This window comes from Rhodococcus sp. USK10 (assembly GCF_019378875.1).
In the GTDB taxonomy this organism is placed as follows: domain Bacteria; phylum Actinomycetota; class Actinomycetes; order Mycobacteriales; family Mycobacteriaceae; genus Rhodococcus_F; species Rhodococcus_F pseudokoreensis.
Window position 1 is genome coordinate 283,238 of the sequence record NZ_CP076048.1, and the last position, 16,699, is coordinate 299,936.

Annotated in this window: 13 protein-coding genes and 1 pseudogene; 8 read left to right on the forward strand and 6 right to left on the reverse strand. The window is 67.9% G+C overall.

Going from position 1 to position 16,699, the window contains the following annotated elements; genetic code table 11:
- Nucleotides 1-7: 7 nt before the first annotated feature.
- The 3 genes from I1A62_RS08160 (at nucleotide 8) to I1A62_RS08170 (ending at nucleotide 2,817) form a co-directional block, all read left to right on the forward strand.
- The gene (locus tag I1A62_RS08160) at nucleotides 8-370 is read left to right on the forward strand and encodes a PadR family transcriptional regulator (protein WP_087557526.1); all 363 of its coding nucleotides are present in this window, start codon (nucleotides 8-10) and stop codon (nucleotides 368-370) included.
- On the forward strand, nucleotides 370-1,716 hold the full coding sequence (locus I1A62_RS08165; RefSeq protein ID WP_219458458.1) for a permease prefix domain 1-containing protein: 1,347 nt from the start codon (nucleotides 370-372) through the stop codon (nucleotides 1,714-1,716). Before I1A62_RS08160 ends, I1A62_RS08165 begins: the two co-directional genes overlap by 1 nt.
- A gap of 111 nt (nucleotides 1,717-1,827) precedes the next feature.
- Nucleotides 1,828-2,817, forward strand: a complete 990-nt coding sequence (locus I1A62_RS08170) for a rod shape-determining protein (protein WP_087557527.1) — start codon at nucleotides 1,828-1,830, stop codon at nucleotides 2,815-2,817.
- Here I1A62_RS08170 and I1A62_RS08175 read toward each other — a convergent pair whose 3' ends face one another.
- The 3 genes from I1A62_RS08175 to I1A62_RS08185 form a co-directional block, all read right to left on the reverse strand.
- The gene (locus I1A62_RS08175) at nucleotides 2,818-5,646 is read right to left on the reverse strand and encodes an FtsW/RodA/SpoVE family cell cycle protein (protein ID WP_124393755.1); all 2,829 of its coding nucleotides are present in this window, start codon (nucleotides 5,644-5,646) and stop codon (nucleotides 2,818-2,820) included.
- A gap of 16 nt (nucleotides 5,647-5,662) precedes the next feature.
- Entirely contained in the window at nucleotides 5,663-6,892 is a 1,230-nt protein-coding gene (locus I1A62_RS08180) for a hypothetical protein (protein WP_219458459.1), read from the reverse strand.
- Nucleotides 6,893-7,007: 115 nt separating this feature from the next.
- Nucleotides 7,008-8,603: a hypothetical protein gene (locus I1A62_RS08185; protein ID WP_257890728.1), complete on the reverse strand. Its 1,596-nt coding sequence runs from the start codon at nucleotides 8,601-8,603 to the stop codon at nucleotides 7,008-7,010.
- Nucleotides 8,604-8,777: 174 nt separating this feature from the next.
- On the opposite strand from I1A62_RS08185, the gene I1A62_RS08190 reads away from it, so the two are divergent.
- From I1A62_RS08190 to I1A62_RS08210, 5 genes and pseudogenes are all read left to right on the forward strand, one after another.
- Nucleotides 8,778-9,260 (forward strand): DUF1931 family protein, encoded by a 483-nt coding sequence (locus I1A62_RS08190; protein ID WP_218269252.1) that lies wholly within the window; start codon nucleotides 8,778-8,780, stop codon nucleotides 9,258-9,260.
- A 188-nt stretch (nucleotides 9,261-9,448) separates the two neighbouring features.
- Nucleotides 9,449-9,847 carry a hypothetical protein gene (locus I1A62_RS08195; RefSeq protein WP_124393752.1) on the forward strand — a complete coding sequence of 133 codons (399 nt, stop codon included), beginning with the start codon at nucleotides 9,449-9,451 and terminating at the stop codon, nucleotides 9,845-9,847.
- Between the two features lie 253 nt (nucleotides 9,848-10,100).
- Nucleotides 10,101-11,570: an APC family permease gene (locus I1A62_RS08200; protein WP_124393854.1), complete on the forward strand. Its 1,470-nt coding sequence runs from the start codon at nucleotides 10,101-10,103 to the stop codon at nucleotides 11,568-11,570.
- Nucleotides 11,571-11,604: 34 nt separating this feature from the next.
- A pseudogene (locus I1A62_RS08205) lies at nucleotides 11,605-12,993 on the forward strand (FAD-binding oxidoreductase).
- A 13-nt stretch (nucleotides 12,994-13,006) separates the two neighbouring features.
- Nucleotides 13,007-13,306, forward strand: a complete 300-nt coding sequence (locus I1A62_RS08210) for an HNH endonuclease (RefSeq protein WP_124393853.1) — start codon at nucleotides 13,007-13,009, stop codon at nucleotides 13,304-13,306.
- A 14-nt stretch (nucleotides 13,307-13,320) separates the two neighbouring features.
- On the opposite strand, the gene upp is transcribed toward I1A62_RS08210, so the two are convergent.
- From upp to I1A62_RS08225, 3 genes are read right to left on the reverse strand one after another with little or no spacing between them, the layout of a single operon-like run.
- Entirely contained in the window at nucleotides 13,321-13,950 is a 630-nt protein-coding gene (gene upp, locus I1A62_RS08215) for a uracil phosphoribosyltransferase (protein ID WP_072943378.1), read from the reverse strand.
- A 20-nt stretch (nucleotides 13,951-13,970) separates the two neighbouring features.
- Nucleotides 13,971-15,236: a URC4/urg3 family protein gene (locus I1A62_RS08220; protein ID WP_219458460.1), complete on the reverse strand. Its 1,266-nt coding sequence runs from the start codon at nucleotides 15,234-15,236 to the stop codon at nucleotides 13,971-13,973.
- On the reverse strand, nucleotides 15,233-16,504 hold the full coding sequence (locus I1A62_RS08225; protein ID WP_124393750.1) for a GTP cyclohydrolase II: 1,272 nt from the start codon (nucleotides 16,502-16,504) through the stop codon (nucleotides 15,233-15,235). Before I1A62_RS08225 ends, I1A62_RS08220 begins: the two co-directional genes overlap by 4 nt.
- Nucleotides 16,505-16,699 lie beyond the last annotated feature (195 nt).

Consider the following 16,699-nt stretch of genomic DNA (forward strand, 5'->3'; position numbering starts at 1 on the left):
GGGTTCTATGCATATCGAGAAAGATCTGGTGGCCGCGTCAGCCACTCCCCTGGTACTCGGGATTCTCGCCGAGGGCGAGTCCTACGGGTACGCCATCCTGAAGCGGGTCAACGACCTGTCCGGCGGACGGATCCAATGGACCGACGGCATGCTGTACCCCCTGCTGCATCGGCTCGAACGGCTGGGATTGGTGTCGGCGTCGTGGGGCGCCTCCGACAGTGGGCGGCGGCGCAAGCACTACACGATCACCGATAAGGGCCGGGAAATGCTGGCGGAACGGCGCGCCCAGTGGGACGTGGTCGCGGACGCACTGAGCCAGGTGTGGCGCTCCGTTCAACTGCCCCCGGCGCCCGCGGAAGGATGGTCGTGATGGATACCGACAAGGAACTCGAATCGCAGATCGGTCAGTGGCGGGGGTTCGTCGAGCGCCGCCACGCGATATCGGCCGCGGACACGGATGAGATGGAAGACCATCTACGCGATCAGATTTCGGATCTGTCCGCCGCCGGCCTGAAGACCGACGAGGCGTTCCTGGTCGCGGTCAAACGGATGGGCAACGTGGACGACATCTCCCGCGAGTTCGCGCGGGAGCACTCCGATCGGCTGTGGAAGCAACTCGTCCTGCTGCCCGCCGCGCCGGACGGCGATCGCACTCGCCCCACCCGTGAACTGCTCGTCGTTCTCGGGTTCGCGATCGGCGCCGCACTCGCCCTCAAAGCGGGATTGGCGAGACTCGACGAGCAGGACCTCGCCCGCAACCTCAGCCTGTTCGTTCTTCCCTTCCTCACCGGATACTTCGCGTGGAAACGGAAGGTGACGCTCCGACTGGGCGCGGCACTGGTGGTGCCGTTCGCGCTGGCGGCGGTGCTGTTGAACGTCTTCCCGTTCGTCTCGAACGGCTCCACCGAGGTGATCGCGGCGATCCACACACCGATCGCGTTGTGGTTCGCGGTCGGCGTCGCGTACGTCGGCGGCCAGTGGCGGTCGGACCGGCGGCGGATGGACTTCATTCGATTCACCGGCGAATGGGTGGTCTACCTGACGCTCCTCGCCCTCGGCGGCGGCGTGCTCATCGGCCTGACGGTCAATGCTTTCGACGCCCTCGGCCTGAGCGTCGAGTGGGTCGTCGAGGACTGGGTGCTGCCGTTCGGAGCGGCCGGTGCGGTCATCGTCGCCGCATGGCTGGTGGAGGCGAAGCAGAACGTCGTGGAGAACATCGCCCCCGTCCTCACGCGAGTGTTCACACCACTGACGACCCTCATGCTGCTGGTGCTGCTCGTCGCCTTCGCGACGACCGGCAGCGTGGTCGACGTCGACCGGAACCTGCTGATCCTGATGGACCTCATCCTGGTCGTCGTCCTGGGCCTGCTGCTGTACGCGATTTCCGCCCGCGACCCCTACCTGCCGCCCGACCTGTTCGATCGCCTCCAACTCGTCCTCGTCGTCAGCGCCCTCGCGGTCGACCTCCTGATGCTGTTCGCCATGCTCACGCGAATCGCGGAATTCGGCTTCACCCCGAACAAGGTGGCCGCACTCGGAATGAACCTGGTCCTCCTCGTCAACCTGAGCTGGTCGGCCGTTCTCATCCTCGGGTTCCTGCGGGGCCGGCGCGAATTCGGCTCCACCGAACGCTGGCAGACGCGTTACCTGCCCGTGTTCGGTGTGTGGGCGGCGTTGATGGTCGGCGTGCTTCCACCACTGTTCGACTTCGCGTGACCACGTCGTGACCGCTTACCGGGATGCTTCCAATGACCGCGATACCTTCCGAATGACGCTGCCGCTGCGTAACATCAAGCACATCTCGCTGGAATCCCTCTGGAGGCCGACGTGGGTGGACTTGGTATCGATCTCGGAACTGCCAACACTGTCGTCGGAACTCCCGACGACGGCATCGTACTGAACGAGCCGTCTTTCATGCTGGTTCGGACGAAGGAACCGCACCGTGCTCTCGCCATCGGCACCGAGGCACGAAGTCTCGTCGGCCGTACGCCAATCGGAATAACTCCCGTGCGGCCGTTGCGTGACGGGGTGATAGTCGACCTGGAGTCGGCGCGGGCCTTCGTGACGGCGATCGTCAAACGGGTGTCGCCGGGCAGGCGATACGGGGTGCGGCCCAAGGCCGTCATCTCGGTGCCTGCCGGCGCCACACCGCTCGAGCGCAGGGCTCTGCTCGAGGTCGGGCACGAGGCCGGCCTGCGGAAGGTGGGATTGGTGCCCGAGCCGGTCGCGGGTGCCCTCGGCTGCGGAATCAATCCCCTCGAAGCACGCGCCCACCTCGTCGTCGACATCGGTGGCGGCACTTCGGAAATCACCGCCATCTGTTTCGGTGGCATTCTCTCCCACCGCAGTTGCCGACTGGCCGGGGACGAACTGACCAACGCGCTGTACCACTACCTGCGGTCGGAGCACAACATCGTCGTCGGCGAGCTCACCGCCGAGCGCGCGAAGCTGGGCGCACCCGACACCGATGAAGGGCAGTCACTCGTCGTCGAGGGCCGTGACGCCGCCACCGGCCGGGCACGGTTCGTCACACTCGAAACCGAGGAGATCGTGGATGCATTGCGGCCGACCACAGCCGGAATCGTCCGCACCCTGACCGAGTGCCTCGAAGACCTTCCGCCCCAGGCGATCGGCGACGTGATGTCGGAAGGGCTGCTCGTGATCGGCGGCGGAGCGATGCTGCGCGGCCTCTCGCAGCTGCTCGAGGAAGCGTTCGGATTCCCGGTGAAGACGGCCGAGCGCCCCCTCACCTGTGTCGCCGAAGGCGCCACCGCATGTCTCGTGCATCCCGAGGTCGTTGCCGCGTACAGCAGCTGATCACCGGGGCGGCGCCGGAGCAGGTGGTCGCGGGAAGTAGTGCTCGAGGATCTTCTTGACCACGGGGCCGGACGTCGCCGACCCGAAGCCGCCACCACGGACCAGCGCCGTCACCACGATCTCGGGGGCGTCGAATGGCGCCACCGCGGAGAACCAGGCGTTCAGTCCCCCAGGCGCTGACGGATCCTCCGCAGTTCCCGTCTTGGCGCCGGCCGGTACCGGAAGGTCCGCGAGTTGCCCGGCGGTCCCGGCCGCCGCGGACGCCCGCATCCCCGCCCGGACAGGATCGAGACGGTCGGCGAACGCGAGCCGCTGTGGTGCCTCTGTCGGGATGGGGATCAGTTCCGGCCCGTACGACGCGGCCAGCTGAGGAGTCACCATCGCGCCGGTGGCGATCCCGGACGTCCAGCGCGCGACCTGGATAGGTGTCGCGCTGACGGTGCCCTGCCCGATACCCATCAACAGCGTCGACCCGGGATACCACGTTGACCCGATGCTTCCGACGTTCTCCGGGGTGCCGAGGAATCCCTCCGCCTCGCCGGGCAGGTCGATCCCGGACTGCCGTCCCGCGCCGAGTTGACTCGCGACGTCGGCCATCTTCTCCGGACCCAGGAGCTCACCGAGTTTGTAGAAGTAGACGTTATCGGACCATTGGATCGCCTGCAGCATATTGTTCGGGCCCATCGGCTGCCAGTTCCGGAAGGTGTGCCCACCGTAGGTGTAGGCCGCGCCGGTCTCGACCACCGCGTCGGGCGACAGCATCGGGTACTGCATGTCCGTCGACGCGACGACGATCTTGAATGTCGAACCGGGCGGGACCGCGGTCTGGGTGGCGTTGTTGACCAACGCGCTCGGGCCCGGGGTCTGGCTCTGCGCCGCGAGCGCGACGAGGTCGGCGGGGGGTCCGTATACATTGTTGTCGGCGCCCGGGACGCTGGCGAGAGCCAGCACGGCTCCGGTCCGCGCATCCATCACGACGGCGGCGCCGAGGTCGCCCTTGCTGGTGCGCATCGCCTCCACGAGCGCATCGGTGGCCAGGGTCTGCACACCGATGTCGAGGTGCAGGCGCAGATCGTGGCCCCGCACCGGGTCGACGCGCTCGCCAGTGGCCACCGGATTGCCCGACGGGTCGACGTACATGCACTGTTTGCCGTCACTGCCGCGGAGCAGAGCGTCGTACTGCTTCTCGAGTCCCGCTTTGCCGACCCGGGATCCGAGTGCGAGGTGAGGCCAGCGTTCCATGTCGTCGGCGTCGGCGACCCCGACGTGTCCGAGAATGGACGCGAGTACGGCACCGTACGGGTACTGCCTGCGTCCGGACGGCACCACGAGAACACCGGGAAGGTGCGCATCCACGATGCCCCGAGCCTGGTCGGGTGGGACTCTCCCCACCTCCACCTGGGTTTCACCCTCGCCGCCGGCGTCGATCAGGTCCGACAGCTCGTCGGGTGACTTCGCAAGCAGCGCGGCGAGCCGGTTGCGGGCGTCGTCGTCGCTCTTCTCGAACATTCGAGCGACCACGGCAACGGCGTACTCGGCGACGTTCGCCACGAGAGGGACGCCGTTACGGTCGACGATCAGTCCGCGTTCGGCAGGCAGGCGGATGCACCGCATCATCTGTGCATCACTCATCGACCGATACTCCGCACCCCGATCGTGCTGCACCTGCCAGGCGAACACCGACATGGCGACGAGTGCGGCGATCATCGTCATCGTGCCCGCCGACATTCCGCGTGGGCGGCGTCGGCGCCGGGGGTCGGGGGCCCACAGTGGCCGTGCGACGCCGTCTCGGCGCACCGCGAGTACCAGTCCGATGGCGGCGAATCCGACGATCGCGGCAGTCCCGCCGTAGCTGAAGAGGGGAATCGGCATTCCGGTGTGGGGCAGCAGCGACAGACTCTGACCGATCGACACCAGCGCGTGGATTCCGAACAACCCACCGATTCCGGCCGCGACGAGTGCAGCCTCCCGGGTCCGTGCCGTGCGCGCGGCGAGTGCGGCCCGCCACACGATCACCGACGTCGCCACCACGACGGCCAGGCCGGCGACCAGGCCCCACCCGTACACCAGGCTGGCGAACGCCAGATCGTGCTCCGATTCGGGAAGAAACTGTGCCCGCACGTCGTACATCGGGTCACGCGCCAGACCCCATAGCCCGCCACTGCCGATCGCGATGTTCGCCTGCAACTCGGCCCACCCCGCGCCTGCCGGGTCGGCGTTGCTCGACAGGAACACATGCACCCGTTCGAGCTGATACGGCTTGAGGAACAGCACCGCGAGCGGTAGCGACGCAATCCCCACCACGAACAACGGGACCAGCGGCAGCAGCGGGACCCGCGCCAGGATGAGCATGAGCCCGGCTGTCGCGACGAGCACGACGGCCGTCGACAGGTCGGGCTGGACCGCCACGAGTGCCACCGGCACCGCTGCAATTGTCAGGGTCGCGACGAAGCGTGTGAGGGTGAACCCACCTGCGAGCATGCCGGCGGGCACCAGAATCAGGGCGAGCTTGGCCAACTCGGAGGGCTGAACGGTGAACACGCCGAAGTTCAGCCAGCGCTGCGCGCCCTTCGTCGCGACTCCTGCCAGGGACACGGCCGCGAGCAACAGGGTCGCCACCGCGAACAGGGCCCAGCCGAAGGCCCGGAGGTCACTGATCCGCATGCGGGACAACACCCACATGATGACCAGTCCGACCGCCGCGAAGAGGAGATGGCGAACGGCGTGGCCCGTCATCCCGGTCGCCGTCAGATTCAGGAGTCCGAGCACGACGAGGACGATCGCCGCCCCGACGATCCACGGGTCGGATTCGTGCTTGTCCTCCTGCATGGCTGCCCCCCGGCACTCAGCAGCGTGCGTTCTCGGCGGGGATCAGCAGCGGTTCGGACGCGGCCGTCGCCGGGGCGCTCGTGATCGCCGCGACGGCGAGCGCGGTCCCGGGCGGCAGATCGGTCCGGACGATGCCGTACACCTGCTGAGTCCCGGGCTGGACGCGCTCCGACACGTCGCCGCCCGCCCGCACCTCACCCGAGCAGCGGTCGTACACGTTCACCCTCCAGGTCACGGCATCGACAGTCGCCGCCGGATCGAGGTGGACGTCGACCCGGATCTCGCACGCCTGCCCGGGCCCGCACTCCCCGTTGGCGCGCGTGGCCGTGACGAGCGTGATCGGCCCCGCGCTGCCGGGAGCACCGACGTCGACGGGTGACGGCACTCGTCCGGCCTCGGCCGTAGCCGGCGTGGGCTCCTCGGCCGGGGGTTCCGGTGGCGGCGACACGGGTCGAATCTGATTCTGCTCCTCGGGATTCACCGGATTCAGGACGGCGTCCCAACCTCGCCGCAGGTCCGACCACGCCCGCGGAGCCATCCACACTGCGGCGAAAAGTATCAGGATCGCGACGAGTCCCAGGGCTCCCTGCCTCCGCGAGGGCCGTCTCTTCCTGCGATGCCACGGATTCCGGGCCGGCGGGAACCAGCCCGGCGATGCGAGAGTGGAACCGGTAGCCACCGGCGGCGTCTCACCGGCAGGCCGCTCCTCCACGGTCCGGTCGTCCGGGCGCGGCCGTCCGCTGGTCGCCGCGACCAGCCGGGCGATCTGACAGCGTTTCCGACTCTCCTCGGCGGGATCGACACCGGGTTCGATCGCTAGACGAACTCGTTGCAGCAGCGCATCGAGATCTGTTGTTTCGACGAGCGATTCGTGCAACCGTTCGGGCAGGGCCGAACCGCGACAGTTCGTCGCGATGCTCCGGAACAGCCCGGCAACCTCCTCGTTCACGTCCTGCCCGGACACCGCACCGCGCCCGTACTCGATCGTGAGATGCCCGCTGTCGGACACCGTCACGTTCCGGAGACGGATGCGGTCGGGCCCGTCGCTGCGCGCCGGTTCGAGCTGATCGAGCGCATCGGCAACGAGCAGCGACGCCTGCGCCGGCGACAGTATCGCCGCCGCGAGAAGTCTGCCGAGCGCCACACCACTGACAGGGCCGGCGTGATCGGGTTGTGCGGGCGGTTCGGGTCGAGCATCGGCGGGTTCATTTCTCCTCGTGAGGAGCCCTGTCACTGCTTCGATCATCGCGCACCCCGACGCTCAGCCTCCCGCGCCGTGCGAACGAGAACGGAGCGGGCGGCGACGGACCTTGAGTTGGGCTTACCCTGTGCCGAAATCCTTTACGCCTGCGTCATTCCATTTAACTCCCGCCGATGCTCCGGCGTCCGCGAAATCGTCCCGCCCGCTTCCGCACAGTCTCGTCAACGTTCGCTGGGGATACACCGAAGGCCTGTATCACGACCGCACCCCAGTCCCGCCATGCAGGGCAGGGCACAGGATCCCGGTGGTTCAGGAACCGGATCACCTCATCGTCGAAGGCGGCGGAGGTCGGTAGGGACGAGTGCGCGGCGCGGACCGGGCAGCCGTTGCGTTCGACGTCCAGGCGCCGGCCGTGCGGCATCAGTGGAAGATCGGCGGCCGACGCGATACTCAGCACACGCACGCCTTCGGGCAGCGTCTCGCCGAGAACGGCCTGTGCGCTGCCCGCGTCCCCGAGCAGTTGCCGCGCCGCGGGAGTGTCCGGGTCGAAGGGGAAGAACGCGAACTCGATCGCGGGCACCGCCCAGCGCAACAGGTCGCCGAACACCCTGCCCGGTCGGTCGACTTGCGGCGGCGGAAATCCGAGCGGGGTATCCGGGAACACACCCACGAGGATCAGCACGTCCACCTGTGCCCGACGCGTGGCGACCGATTCCCACGCGATCCAGCCGGCGTGGGAATGCGCGGCAACGGTCAACGGCCGCTGCAGGTTCGCCGCCTGCTCGGCGAACAGGGCGACCTGTTCCTCGACGGGACGGTGGGTGTCGGCCGGTTCGTACGGGGCGCCCGTTCGGATCGGGCAGGTAGCGTCGCGTCGCGGCTGCCCACCACCGGTTCCGGCGTAGGAAAAGTAGTACACCTGTTCGCATTCGTACCCCAGCCGCTGCACGTCGGCCCGGTGCATCGTCCCTTCCCCCGAACGCGAGTCGATGCCGGCCATGACGAGCAGCGAACCCGCCTGTCGTGGCCCGGGTTCCGGATCGTCGTAGGCGCGGGTCCGAACGAAGATCACCGACACGACTGTCGACGCGACGAGCACCGCGGCAAGTGCCGCGGCGGGCCGCCTCAGCGGCGCACGGCCCATCGCCCACACCGTCAGCCCCGTCGCCGCTGCAGAAACCGGCACGAGCAGCACGGTGAGGGCCGGCACGCGCTCCGCCAGGGCGCCGAGTGCGAGGATCGCCGCACAATACGGCACCATCACCTCGACTCGCAGGCCCCGGCGCCACGTCCGCCCCATCGCCGCACGCAGGCCGGCGTCGCCCTGCCACGGCACCGGCCCGAGTATCCACACCAGCACCGCGACGAGCGCTACCGCCGGCCAGAACGCCCGCGAGTACAGCATCGCGTAGGCGGTCGCGTCAGCGCACGACGCCAGCAGGACGGGACCGAACGCGGTCGCGTAGAACGCCGTCGCGAAGCGGATACGCCTCGTGTCGAGACCGCCGAGCAGCCAGGCCATCAGCATGATCCGCACGGCCGACACGACAGCCAGCAGCACGAGGAACTGCGACCACGAGTCGGTGCGTACCAGCAGAAGTCGCAGGTCCGCGAACTGATCCAGCGGCGGCAGCGCGACGAGGTGCAATTGTCCCGGCCACACGGGAACCACCCCGCACACGGCGAGCACGACGACCAGCATCGCGGCGGCCGCCAACGGCCACCACCGCGCCCCGCGCCGCTCCCACCGGCTCATACCCTTCGCTGTACTCGCTGCCGGTGGTCGTGCACAACCCGGCCTGCCAGCCGCGCAGGACTTCGTGCCGGACAACGCGATTCCAGGGCGGGTCATCCGTGTCCGCGGCGGGATCATCCCGGCGGAAGAATGAACATGACATAGCCGGGGCGGATCGGGGAGGATGATCACCTGATGGACGGTGCGGAGGTCGGGGGCCACGGGTCGCTCATGACGTTCGACCAGTTCGAGGACATCTTCCGGGTGGCCGCCAGTATCGGCGTCGTGAGGGACGACTTTCACCGATTCGACGACGTCGTCACCGGGAAGCTGTACGACCTGCTCGTCGTCGCCCAGTCAGATGCCGCGGCTCAGCACCGCGACGTCATCGAACTCACCGACCTGCCGATCACCAGAGGCCTGCAGGAAAACATCGGATTGTTCCGGGAACTCGGACCACACCTCCGGATCGATCCGATCCTGGAGCGACTGACCGGCTACCCGCCGCTCGACGGCGTCCTCGCAACCGACACCCGATCAGGGCTCCCGGACATCACCGGCGGGCTGAGCGTCGCCCTCGCGCGGACCTTCCGCATCGTCTACCCCGAGCTGAGGACCCTGCGGGCCCGGGCCACGCACTGGTCGCTGGTCAGCACCCTCGTCGACCTCTATCTCTGACACACCGACGGCGGTCTACTGCCCATTCACAGCTTTGGGAACACCCCGGGGGGTGCAAACATCCACCCCCGGATGAAGGGTCGACCACCCCTCTGGGGGGAGTTGGCGGGGCCCCGTAACGGCGAAGACTGGTGTTCGTCCACAAGGGACACCGGAAACCCACCCACACCAGACTCAGGAGCAACGCAATGAATTCGACCAAGACACGCATCGCCGCAGCAGCCGCAACGGGCGCCGCCCTCGGACTCGGAATGTTCCTGAGCCAGAGCGCCACTGCCGTCGCCGCGCCCGCGCAGTCGACGTCGCCTCAGGTCGTCTCCCCGGATTCCGGGCTCTCCCCGTACAAGGTCGAGGTCAGGGACCGCATCGGTTGCGCCAATGCATGGCCCATGGTCTCCTGCGACGCCCCCGACGAGGACGTGCCGCCGCAGGTCACCCTCGTCGAACCCGGCACCACCCTGGTCGAGCCCGGTGGCACATCCCTCTACGGTCCGGCCTCCGCGACCATCCATCAGGTCAACTACCCCCTCGAGCCCGACGACGGGGTGATCTCCCACCCGCTCGATCCCGACATGCCCTGGATGTGATGTGACGACGACCTGAAGGAGACGACTCGGCCGCCGGAGCCCATGGCACCGGCGGCCGAGGCGCGTGCGAAAGGCATGTCCTACGCAGCCGGAGTATTTAGAAAGACGAACCATCGCTGACTTTCGCACACGCGAGGAGGACGATAAAACAGACCGGTCTCGCTCTGATCGTGGAACGGGTCCCGTTGTCGCGGGTCTTTTCGAAAGCGATTCACCTTCTCCGCAGTTCCCGATCGAACGTGAGGTGGCCGAGATGACGGCAGAGAACGTAATGGGCTCGCAGACCGCCGATCAGGAATGTCAGGACTGCGGGTATGAACCGGAGCTGAAGCGAACTCTGGGCTCCTTCCAGGTGTTCGCTGTCTCGTTCGCGTTCATCTCGGTGGCGGTCGGGATCTTCGGCACCTACGACGACGTACTTCGCGACGCCGGGCCTGTGGGGATCTGGCTCTGGGTCGTCGTGGCTCTGGGACAAACCCTGGTGGCGCTGGTGATCGCCCAATTCGCGGCCCGCATCCCACTCAGCGGCTCCTCGTACCAATGGGCGTCACGGCTGGCCAACCCGAAGGTCGGCTGGTTGTTCGGCTGGCTGACCTTCTGCTACCTGGCGCTCGGCGTGGTGACGGTCGACAATGCGATGGCGAGCTCCGCTCTCATGCCGCTGTTCGGCATGGAGCCCGACGAGGGCACGGCGCGCGTCATCACGCTCGTCGTGGTGCTTGTTCAGGCGGTGCTCGTCGTGTTCTCGACGCGCCTCGTCGGCTTGATCACGTCGGGCGCAGTAGGTCTCGAACTGGTGATCGTCGTGGTGCTCGCGATCGGGCTCTTCGTCGCCGTGGCGGTCACCGGCGACGGCTCGGTCGGCAATCTCACCTCCCGCGGTGTCGCCGAGGGCGCCCCCAATTATTTCGCCGTCGGCGGCGGGTTGATGGCTGCGACGATCATGGGGCTCGCCACGCTCGTCGGCTTCGACTCCGCGGCGAACATGGCTGAGGAGGCCAAGGATCCGTTTCGCAGCGTCCCGCGCGCGATCGTGGGATCGGTCGTGGCGGCTGCGGTGCTGGGACTGGTGTTTCTGATCGCGCTCACGATCGCGATCAAAGATGTTCCCCGGATCAGCGCCAGTGACACGCCCGTGGCGGCGATCCTGCGCGATCAGCTGGGTCCGGTGATGGAGAGGACACTGCTGGTGGCGATCGCGTTCGCCTTCTTCGGCGCGGGGATGGTGACCTTGGCGACCTGCTCGCGGATGGTGTTCGCGATGTCGCGCGACGCACGTTTCCCTGCTCACCGGGTGATGCGCCGGGTCAACCCGCGCACGCAGACCCCCATTCCCGCGACCATCTTGATCGTCGTCGTGGGGGTCGTGCTGATGGCCGCGCTGCCTGGCGGCGCACTGCTGGAGTTGCTCACAGTGGGAACGGTCATCTCGGCGGTTCTCTACGGCGGGATAATCGTCCTGTACCTCGCGGTCCGCAAACGATTGGATCGTAAGGCGGGCGCGTTCGATCTCGGGCGCTTCGAGCTACCGATCGCAATCGGTGCACTGGTGTGGTCGGCCTTCGTGGTGTTCGTGATCGTGTCGCCCTCGAGTGCGTTGACCTCGATACTGATTGCGATCGGATTGCTCCTGGCGGGCGGGGTCTATTTCACCTACCTGTTGATATTCAAACGCGAGGTTCTGGACACCGAGCCAGGAGACGCAGATGTCTTCGCGCACTGACCGAGAGATAACGCCCCTCACCGCCACCACCGCAATGCTCACCGGTGATGTGGTGCGTCCGGGCGATTCCGGGTACGAGGAGGCACGGGTCGGCTGGAACCGCCTATATTCCCGCTACCCCGAGGCCATCGTGTTCTGCTGCGACACGCAGGACGTGGTCAACGCGGTCCGCTGGGCCCGACAAGAAGGCGTCGCCCTACGTGCCCGCAGCGGACGCCACAGCCTCGAGGGCTGGTCGTCACTCGACGGCGGCCTCGTGATCGACGTCAGCCGGATGAAGAACATCGTGATCGATGAATCGGCGGGCACGGCGACGGTGGGAACGGGCCTGACGCAGACGGAGACGGTCACGGCGCTCGGACAACACGGCTTCGCCGTTCCGACCGGATCGGAGGGCGGTGTCGGACTCGGCGGTGTGATTCTCGGGGGCGGCTTCGGACTACTGACCCGCAGCATGGGCATGGCCTGCGACAACCTGCTCGCCGCGGAGGTCGTGGTCGCCGACGGCGCACGCTCGGCGAAGGTCGTGGAGGCCACCGAGCACAGCAACTCCGACCTGCTGTGGGCGTGCCGCGGTGGGGGCGGCGGCAACTTCGGGATCGCGACGTCCTACACGTTGAAGCTGCACGAGCTTTCGAACGTCACATTCCTGGTCGCGAGGTGGACCGGCCACGGCGCCCTGGGTGACCTGCTTCGAGCATGGCAGCGCGAGGCACCGGTCGCCGACGAGCGGCTGACGAGCGCACTCGAGGTGGATTCCACCGCGGTCGAGTTGTCTGCACTGCTGCACGGTGGTTCGCGGCGAGAACTCGACGACCAACTGCGCTCGCTGTTGACGATCGGCAGTCCCGAGGTGTCGGTGACGGAGGGTTCCTGGCCGACCGTGTACCGCGACGTGGACAGGGGGCCGAACGACGTTGCCCTTTGGAAGTTCTATTCCCAGTTCGTCACCCGCCCGTTCCCCGACGAGGCGATCGATCTGATCGTCCGCTTCATGGACAACACCCCCAGCCCGCCGAGCAACTTCTTCTGCTCGAGCTTCGGCGGGGCCGTGCGGCAGGCGCCGCCAGGAGGATCCGCGTTCCCGCACCGCGACGCGCTGTTCTACTGCGAGCCGGGTGCGGCGTGGAACGACCCCGCACTGAACTCGGCGGCGCTGGGCTGGGCCGCCGACTTCTGGCGGGCGCTGCGCCCCTACGGCGACGGCGCCTACGTCAACGTGCCCAACGCCGCCGCGTCGGACTGGGAGCGCGAGTACTACGGCTCCCACCGCGAGCGGTTGCGTGAGGTCAAGGCCACCTACGACCCGGAGAACGTGTTCAACTTCGAGCAGAGCGTGCCCCCGTCGCCGGGCTGACCCTCCCGAGCCCTACGCTGGGGCGATGGCGGTCAACCGAAGTCGCAAGGCCAAGGGAGCCCGTAAACGCAAGCGCCGGATGGACAGTGTCGAGCACGACCTCACCGACGAGCAGTGGAGTGCGCTCACCGAGGCGTGGGGCGGCTGCGCGTATTGCGGTGCGACCGACAAGCCGCTGCAACGCGACTGCGTCCAGGCGCTGTCCCGCGGCGGGCGGTACACCCTCGACAACATCGCCCCGGCCTGCGGCTCCTGCAACGCCAGCAAATGCAACGACGAGGTCACCGGCTGGCTGCGCCGCAAGCGGCTCGACGAGCGCGCCTTCCTGCTGCGTCACATCGAGATCAAAACAGCGCTCGCGGTGCGGTTCCCTGCGTAACCACCGGCAACGTGCTATTTGGTACCGAAGATGCGGTCGCCTGCGTCGCCGATGCCGGGCAGGATGTAGCCGTGCTCGTCGAGTTGGCGGTCCACGGCGGCGGTGTAGATCGGCACATCGGGATGTGCCTTGTCCAGCGCGGCAACGCCCTCCGGACAGGTCAATAGGCAGACGAACTTGATGGATTTGGGACCGCACTCCTTCAGCCGCTCCACCGCCGCCACCGCGGAGTTGCCCGTTGCCAGTAGCGGATCGACCACGACCACGTCGCGCTCGTGCAGGTCGCCGGGCATCTTGAAGTAGTACTCGACCGCCACGAGGGTCTTGGGATCGCGGTACAGACCGATGTGGCCCACCCGCGCGCCCGGCACGATCGTCAGCATGCCGTCCAGGATGCCGGTCCCCGCGCGCAGGATGGAGACGAAGACCAGCTTCTTGCCGTCGATGACCCTTCCGGTCGTGACCTCGAGCGGCGTCTCGATCTCGACCTCCTGCATCGGGATGTCACGCAACACCTCATACGTCATGAGCGCGGAGATCTCGTTCGCCAGGCGCCGAAAGCTGTTGGTGGACGCATCCTTACGACGCATCATCGTGAGCTTGTGCTGCACCAGCGGGTGGTCGATCAGATGTACTGTCCCCATGTGTTCGTCCTCGTTTCGTTCTAGAAGACCGTGCCGTCGCTGACGACGGAGAGCGGAGGCAGTCCACCACGCGTGCGCTGTGCGAGCGCACGGCCCGCCGCCCAGGTGCCACCCTCCAGGACGCAGGCCAGCGGCATCTCCCGGGCATCCACGCCCAGGCGTGCGCGGACCAGGGGGGCCAGTTCGTCCAGCAGCGCGACAGTCAGGGCGCGCCACTCGACGACCAGTTCGTCGCCCGCCGCCCAGCTGCGCGCAGCCCAAGCCGGGTCGCGCAGGCGCAGGACGCCGGTGTCGAGCAGCAGGCCGCCGTTGCGGTATTCGGGCAGGCCCGTCAGCGCGTCCAGCCCCACCACCTCCACGCCGGCCCATCGGAACGGCTCGAGCAGCGAATAGGTCAGCCACTGCGACAGTTTGTGGAACGGCACCCAGCCCCGGGTCAGGCCCGGACCGTCCACTGCCTCGTGAGGCCAGCAGTCGCCCAGCGGCTCGGTGCCGATGGCGTTGCCCGCCGGCCAGATGCCCGACAGCGACGTCAGAAGCTGCGACAGGATGTCGTGGGCTGCGACCGTCGAAGCGGCCGAACCCTGTGGATCGACCAGCAGGTCGAACAGGCCACCCGGACGGCCGTGCGGGCCGAACACGTCGGGTTGCGCAGCGAGCGCGTCGCCCAGCCGGCGCAGCAGCAGCACGCGACCGTCGAGTCCCACCAACGGATTCGACGGACCCACCTGGAACGCCTCGGCCAACCGGTCCGCGTCCAGGCCACGCAGTCCGGCCGCGTCGACCTGCAGCGGCTGCGCAGCATCGCTCGAGAACAGTCCGCCCAGGAAGGCGTGCCAACTCGCGACGCCCAGACCTTCGGAACGGGTGAAGGGCTGTCCGCTTGCCGCCTCGCGGTACTGCCAGTCGGGACCGGCGCCGGCATCGAGCAGCACGCTGACGACGGCGAGGTCGATCATGGCGCGGGCGCGGCCCGGCGCGTCCAGCGCCGCCAGCCGTGCGTCCAACTCGGTCTTTCGATCGACTCCGCCGGCCTCGAAGTGGCGCCACCGGCTGTGGTACGGAATCTTCAGGTCCGGATAGCGAGCACGCGTGACGTCGACGACCTCGCCCGCGGCAGTCTGCAGCGCGTCGTCGTCCACGCCGAACCAGTGTGAACCGTCTTCGCGTGCGCGACGCAGCAGCAGTTGCGCGCGTTCCCGCACGGCGGACGTGGTGCGCAGGGCCGCGGCCGCCCCCTCGGCCCGCCCGACGTCCAGTGCGGGACCGACGCCGGTCACGCTCATTCGTCCAACTCCCGGCCCTTGGCCTTCGCCAATTCTTCGGCGTCCGGCACCGCGCCCGGGGTGAAGTAGCCGGCCGCCATCTTCGCGTCGATCTCCACGCGCGCGTCGGCCGGAATCAGATCCGCGGGGAGGTCCACCCGCTCCCCGACCTCGATGCCCGAGCCGGTGATGGCGTCGTACTTCATGTTGCTCATGGAGACCAGGCGGTGGATCTTTCGGACGCCGAGCCAGTGCAGCACGTCGGGCATCATTTCCTGGAACCGCATGTCCTGCACGCCTGCCACGCATTCGGTGCGGGCGAAGTACTGATCGGCCGTGTCGCCGCCCACCTGGCGCTTGCGGGCGTTGTAGACCAGGAACTTGGTCACCTCGCCCAGGGCGCGGCCTTCCTTGCGGGAGTAGGCCACCAGGCCGACACCGCCACGCTGCGCACCCTGGATGCATTCCTCGATCGCATGTGTCAGGTACGGACGGCACGTACAGATGTCGGAGCCGAACACGTCCGAGCCGTTGCACTCGTCGTGCACCCGTGCGGTCAGCTCCACCGCGGGATCGGCCAGGTCTCGCGCATCACCGAAGATGTACACGGTCTGCCCGCCGATCGGGGGCAGGAACACCTCGAGGTCCGAGCGCGTCACCAGCTCCGGGTACATGCCGCCGGTCTCCTCGAACAGCACGCGGCGCAGATCCGTCTCGCTGCAGTGGAACCGCTCCGCCACACCCGGCAGATGCCAGACGGGCTCGATCGCCGCCTTGGTGACCAGCGCAGCACCGCTGGGCAGCAGGAAGCGGCCGTCCGGGTGGAGGCGACCCTTCTGGATGGCCTCCATGATCTCCGGCAGGATCACGTGCGCCTTGGTCACGGCGATGCTGGGCCGGATGTCGTGACCGGCCGCCAGCTCGGCCGCGAAGACCTCGGCCACCGTGGCGCCCCACGGGTCCAGGCTCACGATCTTGCCGGGCTCGCTCCACTGCGGATACGGACCGATGGCAATGGTGGGCGCGGTGTTGGTGAGGTCGGCCTTGTGCTGGCGCGACAGCGCACCCGACGCGACCGCCAGCGCCCGGTAGATGCTGTACGAGCCGCTGTGCGTGCCGATCACGTTGCGGTGGGCGCGATTGGTGGTGGTGCCGACCACCGGACCGCGCTCGGACGCCGTGGGTGCGCCCCAGTGGACCGGAATAGCCCCCACACCGCCGCTGTGGGACGTCAATCGGATGTGGCCTGCGGGGTTCTCGGGCGTCGCGGCAACGGGTTCAGCGGACATGACATTCCTCCGTCAAGGAAGGCCCGGCGGCACGGCATGCCTCCGGAACGTGTCTCCGGCGCCGTATGCTGCCTGCCACCGGAAACCGAAGCATAACCACCTTTCAGCGACAATGTCGTGCGGCGAAGACACCGGTCTTTCGGCACAACGGCAGAGCGGTCGAACCTGATCGCGCGGCCCGGCCCTGTGGCGACC

Excerpts from the sequence above, each read along its gene's own strand:
- I1A62_RS08225 (WP_124393750.1), bottom strand. The coding sequence starts at position 16,504 with ATGTCCGCTGAACCCGTTGCCGCGACGCCCGAGAACCCCGCAGGCCAC.
- I1A62_RS08200 (WP_124393854.1), top strand. The coding sequence starts at position 10,101 with ATGACGGCAGAGAACGTAATGGGCTCGCAGACCGCCGATCAGGAATGT.
- I1A62_RS08185 (WP_257890728.1), bottom strand. The coding sequence starts at position 8,603 with ATGAGCCGGTGGGAGCGGCGCGGGGCGCGGTGGTGGCCGTTGGCGGCC.
- upp (WP_072943378.1), bottom strand. The coding sequence starts at position 13,950 with ATGGGGACAGTACATCTGATCGACCACCCGCTGGTGCAGCACAAGCTC.
- I1A62_RS08175 (WP_124393755.1), bottom strand. The coding sequence starts at position 5,646 with ATGCAGGAGGACAAGCACGAATCCGACCCGTGGATCGTCGGGGCGGCG.
- I1A62_RS08180 (WP_219458459.1), bottom strand. The coding sequence starts at position 6,892 with ATGATCGAAGCAGTGACAGGGCTCCTCACGAGGAGAAATGAACCCGCC.
- I1A62_RS08190 (WP_218269252.1), top strand. The coding sequence starts at position 8,778 with ATGGACGGTGCGGAGGTCGGGGGCCACGGGTCGCTCATGACGTTCGAC.
- I1A62_RS08195 (WP_124393752.1), top strand. The coding sequence starts at position 9,449 with ATGAATTCGACCAAGACACGCATCGCCGCAGCAGCCGCAACGGGCGCC.
- I1A62_RS08160 (WP_087557526.1), top strand. The coding sequence starts at position 8 with ATGCATATCGAGAAAGATCTGGTGGCCGCGTCAGCCACTCCCCTGGTA.
- I1A62_RS08220 (WP_219458460.1), bottom strand. The coding sequence starts at position 15,236 with ATGAGCGTGACCGGCGTCGGTCCCGCACTGGACGTCGGGCGGGCCGAG.
- I1A62_RS08210 (WP_124393853.1), top strand. The coding sequence starts at position 13,007 with ATGGACAGTGTCGAGCACGACCTCACCGACGAGCAGTGGAGTGCGCTC.
- I1A62_RS08165 (WP_219458458.1), top strand. The coding sequence starts at position 370 with ATGGATACCGACAAGGAACTCGAATCGCAGATCGGTCAGTGGCGGGGG.